A 12,668-nucleotide genomic window follows, 5' to 3' on the forward strand; every position below is an offset into this window, starting at 1 on the left:
GGAACGTATGAAGAAGAGAATCGCCTTGCTGCTCGGCGCAGCCCTGCTGTTTACAGGTGTTGCCCAGGCAGCGGACAAACCGCTGGTGCGTATCGGTGCGCGGGTGTTCACCGAACAGACCGTGCTTGCCGAAATCACCGCCCAATACCTGCGCGCCAACGGCTTCGATGTGCGCGTGACCACCGGCCTTGGCAGCAGCATTGCACGCCAGGCGCAGGAAACCGGCCAGCTCGACCTGATGTGGGAGTACACCGGTGTGTCGTTGGTGTCGTACAACCACATCGATGAACGCATGCCAAACGCCGAAGCCACTTACGCCAAGGTCAAAGCGCTTGATGCAAAAAAAGACCTGATCTGGCTGACCCCGTCGAAATTCAGCAACACCTATGCCCTTGGCCTGCCTAAAGAGGTCGCCGAGGCCTACCCGCAGGTAAATACGATCAGCGACCTCAACCAGGTGCTACGTGACGAAAGCAAACGCAACCACCTGGTAGCCCTGGACACCGAGTTCGCCAATCGCCCGGACGGCCTGGTCGGCCTCAAAGCCATGTACGACCTGCAAGTCGGCAGGGCCAACATCCGCCAGATGGACGCGGGGCTGGTTTACACCGCCATGCACAACAACCAGGTGTTCGCCGGGCTGGTCTACACCACCGACGGGCGCCTGAACGCGTTCGACCTCAAGTTGCTCGAAGACGACAAGCACTATTTCCCTGACTACACCGCTGCGCCTGTCGTACGCAAAGCCGTGCTCGACGCCAACCCGCAACTGGCCGCCTTGCTCAAACCGCTGGCCGAGCAGCTCGACGACGACACCATGCGTCAGCTCAACGCCAAGGTCGACGTCGAACACCAGAACCCGACCGCCGTGGCCGCAGCCTTCCTGCGTGAACACCCCTTGAAGGAGGTACAGCCATGAGCCTGCTCGACACCTTCGCCCACCTCGATTGGGCCCAGGTCCTGCAATTGACCTGGCAGCACATCATGTTGGTCGGCATTGCCGTCAGCCTGGCCATCCTCGTCGGCGTGCCACTGGGCATCCTGATGACTCGCTTCCCGGCCGTCGCCGGCCCCCTGCAAGCCAGTGCCACGGTGCTGCTGACCATCCCCTCGATCGCCCTGTTCGGCCTGCTGCTGCCGTTCTACTCCAAGTTCGGCCAGGGCCTCGGCCCGCTGCCGGCGATCACCGCCGTGTTCCTTTATTCACTGCTGCCGATTCTGCGCAACACCTACCTGGCGCTGACCAACGTCGAGCCCGGCATCCGTGAAGCCGCGCGCGGCATAGGCATGACCTTCGGCCAGCGCTTGCGCATGGTCGAGCTGCCCATCGCGGTGCCGGTGATCCTGGCCGGCGTGCGCACCGCCGTGGTGATGAACATCGGCGTGATGACCATTGCCGCGACCATCGGTGCCGGCGGCCTGGGCGTCCTCATCCTCACCTCCATCAGCCGCAGCGACATGTCGATGCTGCTGGTGGGCGCCGTATTGGTCAGCCTGCTGGCGATCATCGCCGACCTGCTGCTGCAAACCCTGCAACGTGCCCTGACTCCAGAAGGACTGCGCTCATGATCGAACTCAAGAACCTCAGCAAAACCTTCAACGTCAACGGCAAGGACGTCAAAGCCGTCGACGCGGTCAACCTCACCGTCAACGAGGGCGAAATCTGCGTGTTCCTCGGCCCCTCGGGCTGCGGCAAGAGCACCACGCTGAAGATGATCAACCGCCTGATCACCCCCACCTCGGGCCAAGTGTTCATCAATGGCGAAGACACCAGCGCGCTGGACGAAGTGACCCTGCGCCGGCGCATCGGCTACGTGATCCAGCAGATCGGCCTGTTCCCCAACATGACCATCGAAGAGAACATCACCGTGGTCCCGCGCCTGCTGGGTTGGGACAAGCAGAAGTGCCACGACCGCGCCCGCGAGCTGATGCACATGATCAAGCTCGAACCCAAGCAGTACCTGCAGCGCTACCCACGCGAGCTGTCCGGCGGCCAGCAGCAGCGTATTGGCGTGATCCGCGCCCTGGCGGCCGAGGCCCCGGTGCTGTTGATGGACGAGCCGTTCGGCGCGGTCGACCCGATCAACCGCGAGATGATCCAGAACGAGTTCTTTGAGATGCAGCGGGCGCTGAACAAGACCGTGATCATGGTCAGCCATGACATCGACGAAGCGATCAAGCTGGGCGACAAGATTGCCATCTTCCGTGCCGGCAAGCTGTTGCAGCTGGACCACCCGGACACCCTGCTGGCGCACCCGGTGGATGATTTTGTCAGCAACTTCGTCGGCCAGGACAGCACATTGAAACGCCTGTTGCTGGTGCGCGCCGAGGATGCGGCAGACAACGCACCGTCGGTAAGCCCGGAGACGCCGGTGAGCGATGCGCTGGAGCTGCTGGACGAGCACGACCGCCGCTATGTGGTAGTGACCGATGCGCAGAACAAGGCGATGGGCTATGTGCGCCGGCGCGACATGCACCGCCAGCAAGGGACCTGTGGCGACTTCCTGCGCCAATTCAACGCCACGGCGTCGCACGATGAGCACTTGCGCATCCTGCTGTCACGGATGTACGAGTTCAATCGGGCGTGGCTGCCGGTGCTGGATGCCGAGCAGGTGTTTTTGGGCGAGGTGACGCAGGAGTCGATTGCGGCTTACCTGAGCTCGGGGCGCTCGCGGGGGGCGAAGACTTCGATCGTGTCGCCGGCTGAGGCGGTGGTCTCCTGAAGAAATGAGTTGGCCTCTTCGCGGGTAAACCCGCTCCCACAGGTCCTGCGTAATTCCTGTGGGAGCGGGTTTACCCGCGAAGCAGGCGACGCTACATCAGAACCCTACACTGGCCTGCACATAGAACGTCCGCGGCTCACCCACATAAATCCCCGCATTGTTATCGCTGGAGCGGGTGAAGTACTGCTTGTCGAACAGGTTCTTCACCCCCGCCGCCAGCGTCAGGTTGGACAGCTTCGGCCCGAAGTCGTACCCACCGCGGGCATGCCAGGTCACGTAGCCCGGAATGTCGCCATACTGCCCATCGGCGCTCGGCTCGGTGATGTAGTCGCCATTGAAGCTGCCATCGGCATTGATACCGGTACCCGGCGCGCGCTGTTTGGATTGGGCGTAGGCGTCCAGGTTCCAGGTCCAGTGGTTGACCGCGTAACGCACGCCGGCAGTGGCCACCTGGCGTGAATAGAACGGCAGATCACGGCCCTTGAAGCCAGGAATCTCCCCCTCGTAGGTCGCGCGGGTATAGGTATAGCCGCCATTGACCGACAGCCCCTCCAGCCGTGCATCCAGCCCGGCCAGGTCATAGCGCACCGACGCCTCGATCCCTTGGTGCTTGGTGGCGCCCAGGTTGGTCCAGCCGACATCGTTGCTGATGTACTGCAGCTCGTCATCGAAGTCGATGTAGAACGCTGTCAGCTCACCGGCGAAGCCGCCATTGTCATAACGCGTACCCACCTCGTAGGTCTTGGCCTTTTCCGGCTCCAGGCCATTGGCCGTGCTGTTGCCGGTGCCGCCTTGGCCCAGCTGGAAGTACTGCAAGCTGCCGAACGAGGTCTCGTAGTTGGCGAACACCTTCCAGGCATCGGAGAGGTGGTACATCACACTCAGCGCCGGCAGCGGCTCGTTGCTGGTGATGCTGCGCTTTTTCTCCGCCACCGGGCGGTTGTTGGCGTCCAGCACCGGGCGGTCGCGCCAGTCGGTGTTGATGTGCTCGAAACGCACGCCCGGGGTGATAGTCCAGTTGCCGACGTCGATCTTGTCATCGATGTAGTAGGCGCTGGCTTCGGTGCCGCCGCTGCGGTCTTGGAACACGTGGCCATCGGAGGTCGGGGTCGACGTCGGTACGTTGTCGATCAGCGCCAGGCGGGTCGACTGCTCGCGCATGGCTTCTTTCAGGTAGCGATAGCCAACACTGACTTCCTGGGTGGTCGGGCCGGCGAAGAAGATCCGCGACACCCGCGGCTCGATGGCGAAGGTATGGTAGTTGCGCGGGTACGAGGACAGGGTCTTCATGTCACGCGAGGCGATGGCACTGCCGCGAAAACTGTCGGTGTAGTAGGTCAGCACTTCGAACTGGGTGGCGTCGTCGAGCTGGCGCTGCCACTTGAACGACACGTCCTTGCGCCGGCCGGCAAAGTAGTCGTAGTCACGCAGCGACTGGTACGGGTTGCTGTCGTACTGAGCCTGGGTCAGGCCACCGGGCATGTCGGCACGGCCATCGTAGTAGTGGAAGTTGAGCCAGAACTCGTCGACGTCGGTCGGCGCCCAGTGGGTCTTGAGGATGACGTCGTCGATGTCGTTGCCGTTGTTGCTCTCGCGGTAGCCGTTGCCGTTCACCCCGGTGTACAACAGCGCAACGCCCATGCCGTTGTCGGCGGTGCCGCCGACGAAGGCCGATTCGGTGTGCTTCCAGCCGCCGTGCTGCGAGGTTTCCAGGGTGGTGGAAAGTTGTGCCGAGGCCTGCTCCGGGATTGCCCGGGTGACGAAGTTGATCACCCCACCGACGTTCTGCGGGCCATAGCGCACAGAGCCGGCACCGCGCACCACGTCGATGCTGTCGAGGTTGCCCGAAGAGATCGGCGCCATCGACAACTGCGGCTGGCCATAGGGGGCGAAGGCAGCCGGGATGCCATCGATCAACACGGTCGAGCGTGGTGACAAACGCGAGGTCAGGCCGCGCACGCCAACGTTCAGTGAAAGGTCGCTGCCACCGGTGCCGTTGGAATCCTGCACCTGTACGCCGGGGATACCGCGCAGCACGTCGCGCACGTTCATCGCGCCCTTCTCCACCATGGCCTCACGCCGCACCACGGTGCGCGCGCCTGGGTGGTTCTGGACCACGGCCTGGTCAGCATCGCCCAACCAGTCGCCGACAACCTTGATGTCGGTGGGCGCCAGCTCCAGGCTACCGCTGCCCAGGTCGAGCGTGGTGGGCAGTGGCTTGACCACCACGGTGTCCTGCGACACCTCGAACGTCAGCCCGCTGCCTTGCAGCAACTGTTGCAGCGCCTGCACCGGCGCCAGGTTGCCGGACACTGCCGGGGCCTGTTTACCGGCCACGAGTTCCGGGCTGTAGAACAGCTGCAGGTTGGTTTGTTGGCCCAGCTGGCTCAGCGCCGAAGCCAGCGGTTGCGCCTGGATCTGAATGGCAGTGCCGGCCTGCTCGGCCTGGCTGTTGACGGCCACGGCACTGACCGCAAGGGCCAGCGCCAGGGCGCGCACGCGTGGGAAAGGCTTGTTGTTGTTCACGTCGTCAAGACATCCTGAAGTTCGGGATAAACGCCAACCGCATGCAAATGGAAATGCTTGGCAGTTGCAGCTGGCGAGGAAGACGAACGGGCTGAAAAAAACCTGAATCTATTTCGCGATTATTTCGCGAGAACCGTCTTCATGGGCTTTGATAGCCACCGGCAGAATGCTCGGCAAGGCGCGCAACAAGGCATCGGTGTCGTCGCTGCTGAAGGTGCTGGACAGGCGCAACTGCGCCACCTTGCCGGGGGCAACGCGCAGCGGCTCGGTGCGGTAGCGCGACACTTCGGCCACCACCTCGGCCAGGGTGGCGTTGTCGAACACCAGCTTGCCCTGGCGCCAGGCGGTGAGCGCAGCGGTATTGACCGCGAAGGGAGGCGTCACCTTGCCTTGTGCATCTATATGCGCGCCCAGGCCGGCCGTCAGTTGCGCCTGTGAGGCATCTTTGCCCTGCACACGCACCGAACCCTGCTCCACCGCCACACGGGTGGCGGCCGGGTCCAGGCGCACATCGAAGCGGGTGCCGGTGACGGTCACGCTGCCTTGGGCGGTGTCGACCACAAACGGCCGGCTGCTGTCGTGGGCCACGATGAACATGGCCTCGCCGGCATTCAGCTGGATGCGCCGACGCCCGGCGCTGAAATCGACCTGCAGTTGCGTGCCGCCGTTCAGCGTCAGCTGCGACCCATCCGGCAACTCGACCTGCCGACGTTCGGCAAAGGCGGTCTGCAGCTGGCCCTGGTGGTTGAGGCGCTGGTACTGCCAGCCACTCCAGGCCACCCCCAGGGCAACCACCGCCACCCCGGCCGCCAGTGCCTGGCGTACCAGGCGCCGCCGTGGCAGTTGATGCACGGGCTCTGGTTGGCACAGCGCCTCGAGGCGCTGGCGTGGAATGAAGTCGGCGGCACGCCACAGGCTGGCAAGCTGCTCGAATTCATCGCGATGGCGCGGGTCCACTGCCAACCAGGTGTGCAAGCGCGCCTGCAGCTCGGCATCCCGCGGCGCGTCCTGCACGCGGGCGAACCATTCGGCCGCCTGCTCGCGGACGGTGTCGGTGCCGTGCTGTTTCATCGAGGTCTCCTGACTCATCATCCCGACACATCCAGGTGTTCACGCAGGTGTCGGAGCGTGCGGATCATATACTTTTCGACCATGTTCTTGCTCAAGCCCATGCGCTGAGCGATCTCGGCCTGGGTCAGGCCTTCGAGCTTCTGCCAGATGAACACCCGGCGGCAGTTGAGGGGCAATTCGGCCAGCGCCCGTTCGACGCTGTCGGCCAGCTCCAGGGCGTGCACATAGGCTTCGGGGTCGCCGCTGCTGCTTGTGCTGCTTTCATCGAACACTTCCAGCGCCTGGCGCCGATCCTCGCGGCGAAAACCATCCACCGCAATGTTGCGCGCCGTCTGGTGCAGGTAAGCGCGCGGCTGCTCGACCTGCTCGCGGGGGTTCTCCAGAACCCTGACGAAGGCATCGTGCGTGAGGTCCTCGGCCTGCTGGCGACTGCGCAGCTTGCGCGTCCAGGTGCCGATCAGCTCATGGTAGTGGTCGAGGAAGCCTTTGTGTGCGGACACGGTGGGGGTCGTCAGGGAGGCAGACAAGGGTGCGAATAGTAATGTTTCTCATCAAAACCGGCAAATCCGCCAGTCGGTAACAAAAAATTTTTGCGGATTTCATGGACGGAAGTGCCAGCAAATCGTGGCCATAAATATGAACACCACCGGCCCCTTCGCGGGTAAACCCGCTCCCACAGGAATAGCGTAATCCCTGTGGGAGCGGGTTTACCCGCGAAAGGGACAACACGGTCTATTCCACAATTTTTTACGCTTGCGAACCCCAGGGGAACATCTGCCGGTCACATGAGTCGGTTATTCAAATGGCAGGTCGTCGATCCGCGACGAACACGCCCGGATTGCCTGTTGATCTTGCATTCTTCACGTCCTAAAGTGCGCGCCGAACGTCCATGCTGGAAACGATCCATCCGGCTCAAGTACTGAGTAGGCGAACCAAAGTGGGGATACGGAGGACGTTCAGTTTGCAGCCACTTATCTTTTCAGTTTGCCCATGGAGTCCCTGAGCATGTCGATCCAGGTCGAAGACTATTTCGCGCGTGACACCTTCCAGAAAATGAAGGCGTTCGCCGACAAGCAGGAAACCCCGTTCGTACTCATCGATACCCAGATGATCAGCCAGGCCTATGACGACCTGCGCGCCGGTTTCGAATTCGCCAAGGTCTACTACGCGGTCAAGGCCAACCCGGCGGTCGAGATCATCGACCTGCTCAAAGAAAAAGGTTCGAGCTTCGACATCGCCTCGATCTACGAGCTGGACAAAGTGATGGACCGTGGCGTCAGCGCCGACCGCATCAGCTACGGCAACACCATCAAGAAGTCCAAGGACATCCGCTACTTCTACGAGAAGGGCGTGCGCCTGTATGCCACCGACTCGGAAGCCGACCTGCGCAACATCGCCAAGGCCGCACCGGGCTCCAAGGTTTACGTGCGTATCCTCACCGAAGGCTCGACCACTGCCGACTGGCCGCTGTCGCGCAAATTCGGCTGCCAGACCGACATGGCCATGGACCTGCTGATCCTCGCCCGCGACCTGGGCCTGGTGCCCTACGGCATTTCCTTCCACGTGGGATCGCAGCAGCGCGACATCAGCGTCTGGGACGCTGCCATCGCCAAGGTCAAGGTGATCTTCGAACGCCTGAAAGAAGAAGACGGCATCGAACTGAAGCTGATCAACATGGGTGGCGGCTTCCCGGCCAACTACATCACCCGTACCAACAGCCTCGAAACCTACGCCGAAGAAATCATCCGCTTCCTGAAGGAAGACTTCGGTGACGACCTGCCGGAAATCATCCTCGAGCCAGGCCGTTCGCTGATCGCCAACGCCGGCATCCTGGTCAGCGAAGTGGTGCTGGTGGCGCGCAAGTCGCGCACCGCGGTCGAGCGCTGGGTGTACACCGACGTGGGCAAGTTCTCCGGCCTGATCGAAACCATGGACGAGTCCATCAAGTTCCCGATCTGGACCGAGAAGAAAGGCGAGATGGAAGAAGTGGTCATCGCCGGCCCGACGTGCGACAGCGCCGACATCATGTACGAGCACTACAAGTACGGCCTGCCGCTGAACCTGGCGATCGGTGACCGCCTGTACTGGCTGTCGACCGGTGCCTACACCACCAGCTACAGCGCGGTGGAATTCAACGGCTTCCCGCCGCTGAAGGCCTACTACCTGTAATGAACAACGGGGCCGCAAGGCCCCGTTTTCATGTGTGCGTCAGTGCTGGCCTCTTCGCGGGGCAAGCCCGCTCCCACAGGACCCTGATGTGCCACAGGCAATAGATAACTTGTGGGAGCGGGCTTGCCCCGCGAAGAGGCCAGCAGTCTAGACATCATTCCCCGCGCTGTTCGAGTTCCTCGGCATACCCTGCTGCATACCCCGCCAGCAACGGCCCAGCCCCGTGCAATGTAGCCACCGCACTGCGCAAGAAATTCACATTCCCCTCAACCCGCGCCCGCTCCAGCCAAGGCCCGGCTTCAGTCAGTTGCCCCCGCTCGACCAGCACCATCGCCAAACTGAACATCCCGCGAAAGTCCCCCGCCTCGGCCGAACGCCGATACCAGCGCACCGCCCGCGCCGGGCTTGGCGCCGTGGCAATGCCCTGCTCCAGGTAACGCCCGTACAGGTTCATCGACTTGGCATGCCCCAACTGCGCGGCCTTCTCGTAACAGACCAAGGCCTGAGCCTGATTGGCCGGCACCCCGCGCCCGGTGGCCAGCAGGTTGCCCAAATTGTAAAGGCCCCAGTCCAGCCCGGCGTCTGCCGCCCGGGCATAGTGAATGGCCGCCTGCGTCAGGCTGGCTTCACCGCCCCAGCCATGCTCCAGGCAACGCCCCAGCATGTTGCAGGCCATGACACTGCCTCCCTCCGTGGCAATGGCGAACCAGCGCCGGGCCAGGTCTACATCCTGCTCGATACCGCGCCCATCGAGCAGAATCTGCCCCAGCAGCAACTGCGCCTCAACCACCCCCTCCCCCGCTGCTGCCAGGATCGCCTGGGCCGCCTTGCCGGGGCTGTCTTCGAGCATGGCCTTGAGCCCTGCAACATCCACCACTTCTTCACGACGCAACGGGTATGACACGGTTCAGACCTCAGCCCAGCGGCGCAGCAGGTTGTGGTAAGTCCCCGTCAACTGCAGCAGCGATGGGTGATCGGGCACATCGGCGGTGAGTTGCTGGATGGCATTGTCCATCTCGAACAGCAGCGCACGCTGGCTGTCCTCGCGCACCAGGCTCTGCGTCCAGAAAAACGCCGCATAACGCTGGCCGCGGGTCACCGGGTTGACCTTGTGCAGGCTGGTGCCGGGGTACAGCACCAGGTCGCCAGCTGCCAACTTGACCTGCTGCACGCCGTAAGTGTCCTGAATCACCAGTTCGCCGCCGTCGTAGCTGTCCGGGTCGCTGAGGAACAGCGTCGAGGACAGGTCGGTACGCACGCGCTCCGGGCTGCCCTTGGGCTGGCGCAGCGCATTGTCGATGTGGAAGCCGAAGTTGCCGCCTTCGCGGTAGCAGTTGATCAGCGGTGGAAACACCTTGTGCGGCAGCGCTGCTGACATGAAGCGCGGCGTGTTCCACAGGCGGTCGATCAGCGCGCTGCCCAGCTCCTTCGCCAGCGGGTGGCCTTCAGGCAACTGCAGGTTGTGCTTGGCCTTGGCCGATTGATACCCGGCAGTGACCTTGCCATCGGCCCAATCAGCCTGCTCCAGCGCCTCGCGGATACGCGTGAGTTCGTCGGCATCGAACAGGCCGGGTATGTGAAGCAGCATGGCGGCGGCACCTGGGCAAATGTAAAGGCGTCAATGATATTGATTCCCTTTTACATACTACAAGCCCCATTCGCCGCTTAAGACGTTTCAGCCACTGAAAACCGTAAGGGCAAACTGTAAAGATTGTAAATTCTTCACGAATGGTAACGACTCTCAATTGTTAGTCACAATTGCTTACATTAAGATCCGCCGCCTTATCACCTTGGGGAAGGTCCTTACCAATGCGTCACTACGTGCCATCTGCTGTGAGTTCACCACGCCTGATCGTGACCGCCATCGGCGTCGCCATCACTGCTTCGACCGCCTACGCTGCCGAGCCTGCCGCCAACAACGCTGTCACCCTTGACGCCACCAGCGTCAACGGCAAGGCCGAACAAGCCAGCACCGACTACAAGGTCGAGAAGGCCTCATCGCAGAAGTACACCGCGCCGCTGGTAGACACCCCACGCTCGGTCACGGTGATCCCGCAACAGGTCATCAAGGACACCAACGCCCTCAGCCTGCAGGACGCCCTGCGCACGGTACCTGGCATCACCTTTGGTGCCGGTGAAGGCGGCAACCCGCAAGGTGACCGGCCATTCATCCGCGGCTTCGACGCCCAGGGCGACACCTACCTGGACGGCGTACGCGATACCGGCGCGCAAACCCGCGAGATCTTCGCCATCGAGTCGGTGGAAGTGGCCAAGGGCCCTAACTCGGCCATCGGCGGCCGTGGCGCCGCGGGCGGCACCATCAACCTGGTGAGCAAGCGCGCGCACCTGGGCAACTCGCTGGATGGCGCCTGGACCTGGGGCAGTGACCAGACCCAACGCTACACCTTCGATGGCAACTACCAGTTCAGCGACACAGTGGCCGGTCGTCTCAACTTGATGACCCACGAGAGCAACGTCGCCGGCCGCGACAAGGTCAACTACGACCGCTGGGGCATCGCTCCGTCCCTGGCTTTCGGCCTGGGCACCCCGACCCGCGTCAACCTCGACTACTACCACCTGGAAAGCGACGACCTGCCGGATTCCGGCATCCCGTACACCATTCCTACCGGTGGTAGCGGCGCCCGTACCTCGGCGCACCCGAGCAAACCGTACGATGGTGGTGACAGCGACAACTTCTATGGCCTCACCGGCCGCGACTTCCGCAAGAGCCGCGTCGACATCGCCACCTTCGCGATCGAGCACGACCTGACCGACGCGCTGACCATCAAGAACACCCTGCGTCACGGCAACAGCATGCAGGACTACATCCTGACCCAGCCTGACGACAGCAAGGGCAACGTCAACAACGGCAGCCTCTGGCGCCGCGCCAACAGCCGCGTTGGCAACACCGCCACCACCACCAACCAGACCGACCTGTTTGGTGAGTTCTATTTGGGTGGGATGAAGAACAGCTTCTCCACCGGCATCGAACTGAGCCGGGAAGAGAGCAAGCGTTCGTCGTACACCGTTGATACCAACACGGGGGGCTCCACTGCCTCGACGTGCAACCCGAGCCTGATCGGCGCCAACAGCGGCTACAACTGCACTTCGTTGAGCAATCCGAACCCGGATGATCCGTGGAATGGCGCGATCTCGCGCAACTACGCTGGCACCGACACCAAGAGCAACACCCGTGCTCTGTACGTCTTCGACACCTTGGAGCTGACGCCTGACTGGCTGCTGAACATGGGCCTGCGCTACGACCACTTCGATACCCAGTATCGCACCTACGATGCCGCTGGCGCCACCGTGGTCAACGCCAAGGGCGTGGCCTCCAAGGGCCGTGATACCAGCGAGTTCATCACCGGCCAACTGGGCCTGGTCTGGAAACCGGCCGAAAACGGCAGCATCTATGTCTCCTACGCCACCTCCGCGACGCCACCCGGCGCGATGCTCGGCGAGGGCACCGAAGGCAACCCACTGGGCAACACCAGCGACCGCGCCGGCAACCTGCTGAGCAGCGACATGGAGCCGGAAGAAACCACCAACTACGAGATCGGCACCAAGTGGGACCTGCTCGACCAGCGCCTGTCCCTGGCCGCCGCGCTGTTCCGCACCGAGAAGGAAAACGCCCGCGTTCAGGTGGACACCACCACCTACGAAAACGTCGGCGAAACCCGCGTGCAGGGTATCGAGCTGTCGGCCAGCGGCAAGCTCACTGACAAGTGGCAGGTCTTTGCCGGCTACACCTACATGCAGGCGCGCCAGATCGATGGCGGCCCGCTGGGCAAGGCCAACGATGGCAACCAACTGCCGAACACGCCAAACAACAGCGCCAGCCTGTGGACCACGTACTCGATCACGCCGAAGCTGACCGTCGGGGGTGGCGCGTTCTATGTGGATGACGTGTACGGCAGTGTGGCCAACACCACCATGGTCGACAGCTACGTGCGCTACGACGCCATGGCCGCCTACAAGCTGACCAAGAACGTCGACCTGCAGCTGAACGTGCAGAACCTGACCAACGAGGTGTACTACGACAAGGCGTTCTCCACCCACTTCGCCAACCAGGCGGCTGGGCGGACTGCTCTGTTGACCACCAGCGTTCACTTCTGATGTCGGGATTGGGTTGATCTGTTGAATGGGCTGTGCCTGTGCCGGCCCTTTCGCGGCTAAAGC

General features: G+C 62.7%; 10 protein-coding genes. 5 read left to right on the forward strand and 5 right to left on the reverse strand.

The features are described from left to right. Nucleotides 1–7 precede the first annotated feature (7 nt). Genes AB7M33_RS04340 through AB7M33_RS04350 form a run of 3 tightly spaced genes read left to right on the forward strand, consistent with a single transcriptional unit; the run spans nt 8 to nt 2,723 of the window. Nucleotides 8–919: a glycine betaine ABC transporter substrate-binding protein gene (locus AB7M33_RS04340; protein ID WP_265970354.1), complete on the forward strand. Its 912-nt coding sequence runs from the start codon at nt 8–10 to the stop codon at nt 917–919. Beyond that, the gene (locus AB7M33_RS04345) at nt 916–1,569 is read left to right on the forward strand and encodes an ABC transporter permease (protein ID WP_008090677.1); all 654 of its coding nucleotides are present in this window, start codon (nt 916–918) and stop codon (nt 1,567–1,569) included. The genes AB7M33_RS04340 and AB7M33_RS04345 overlap by 4 nt, the downstream gene beginning before the upstream one ends. Continuing rightward, on the forward strand, nt 1,566–2,723 hold the full coding sequence (locus AB7M33_RS04350) for an osmoprotectant ABC transporter ATP-binding protein OsmV (protein ID WP_027595565.1): 1,158 nt from the start codon (nt 1,566–1,568) through the stop codon (nt 2,721–2,723). Before AB7M33_RS04345 ends, AB7M33_RS04350 begins: the two co-directional genes overlap by 4 nt. A gap of 96 nt (nt 2,724–2,819) precedes the next feature. On the opposite strand, the gene AB7M33_RS04355 is transcribed toward AB7M33_RS04350, so the two are convergent. The 3 genes from AB7M33_RS04355 to AB7M33_RS04365 all read right to left on the reverse strand — a co-directional run bounded on the left by AB7M33_RS04355 (nt 2,820) and on the right by AB7M33_RS04365 (nt 6,820). Beyond that, the gene (locus tag AB7M33_RS04355) at nt 2,820–5,249 is read right to left on the reverse strand and encodes a TonB-dependent siderophore receptor (protein WP_099428378.1); all 2,430 of its coding nucleotides are present in this window, start codon (nt 5,247–5,249) and stop codon (nt 2,820–2,822) included. Between the two features lie 108 nt (nt 5,250–5,357). Beyond that, nucleotides 5,358–6,320 carry a FecR family protein gene (locus AB7M33_RS04360; RefSeq protein WP_454242489.1) on the reverse strand — a complete coding sequence of 321 codons (963 nt, stop codon included), beginning with the start codon at nt 6,318–6,320 and terminating at the stop codon, nt 5,358–5,360. A gap of 17 nt (nt 6,321–6,337) precedes the next feature. After that, nucleotides 6,338–6,820, reverse strand: a complete 483-nt coding sequence (locus AB7M33_RS04365) for a sigma-70 family RNA polymerase sigma factor (RefSeq protein ID WP_027595562.1) — start codon at nt 6,818–6,820, stop codon at nt 6,338–6,340. Nucleotides 6,821–7,325: 505 nt separating this feature from the next. Between AB7M33_RS04365 and AB7M33_RS04370 the strand changes: the two genes are divergently transcribed. After that, on the forward strand, nt 7,326–8,489 hold the full coding sequence (locus tag AB7M33_RS04370) for a type III PLP-dependent enzyme (protein ID WP_027595561.1): 1,164 nt from the start codon (nt 7,326–7,328) through the stop codon (nt 8,487–8,489). Between the two features lie 154 nt (nt 8,490–8,643). Here the strand turns inward: AB7M33_RS04370 and AB7M33_RS04375 are convergent, their stop codons facing one another. Together AB7M33_RS04375 and AB7M33_RS04380 are read right to left on the reverse strand one after the other, a co-directional pair. Then, nucleotides 8,644–9,393 carry a tetratricopeptide repeat protein gene (locus AB7M33_RS04375; RefSeq protein ID WP_454242490.1) on the reverse strand — a complete coding sequence of 250 codons (750 nt, stop codon included), beginning with the start codon at nt 9,391–9,393 and terminating at the stop codon, nt 8,644–8,646. A gap of 3 nt (nt 9,394–9,396) precedes the next feature. Beyond that, the gene (locus AB7M33_RS04380) at nt 9,397–10,077 is read right to left on the reverse strand and encodes a Fe2+-dependent dioxygenase (protein ID WP_027595559.1); all 681 of its coding nucleotides are present in this window, start codon (nt 10,075–10,077) and stop codon (nt 9,397–9,399) included. A gap of 221 nt (nt 10,078–10,298) precedes the next feature. On the opposite strand from AB7M33_RS04380, the gene AB7M33_RS04385 reads away from it, so the two are divergent. Further along, nucleotides 10,299–12,605, forward strand: coding sequence for a TonB-dependent receptor (locus tag AB7M33_RS04385; protein WP_454242491.1), 2,307 nt, complete (start codon nt 10,299–10,301; stop codon nt 12,603–12,605). Nucleotides 12,606–12,668: the final 63 nt, after the last annotated feature.

The sequence above is a fragment of the Pseudomonas sp. Y3 TE3536 genome, assembly GCF_053629175.1.

Coding starts and splice junctions, on each gene's coding strand:
- AB7M33_RS04340 (WP_265970354.1), top strand. CDS start 8: ATGAAGAAGAGAATCGCCTTGCTGCTCGGCGCAGCCCTGCTGTTTACA.
- AB7M33_RS04345 (WP_008090677.1), top strand. CDS start 916: ATGAGCCTGCTCGACACCTTCGCCCACCTCGATTGGGCCCAGGTCCTG.
- AB7M33_RS04350 (WP_027595565.1), top strand. CDS start 1,566: ATGATCGAACTCAAGAACCTCAGCAAAACCTTCAACGTCAACGGCAAG.
- AB7M33_RS04360 (WP_454242489.1), bottom strand. CDS start 6,320: ATGAAACAGCACGGCACCGACACCGTCCGCGAGCAGGCGGCCGAATGG.
- AB7M33_RS04370 (WP_027595561.1), top strand. CDS start 7,326: ATGTCGATCCAGGTCGAAGACTATTTCGCGCGTGACACCTTCCAGAAA.
- AB7M33_RS04380 (WP_027595559.1), bottom strand. CDS start 10,077: ATGCTGCTTCACATACCCGGCCTGTTCGATGCCGACGAACTCACGCGT.
- AB7M33_RS04385 (WP_454242491.1), top strand. CDS start 10,299: ATGCGTCACTACGTGCCATCTGCTGTGAGTTCACCACGCCTGATCGTG.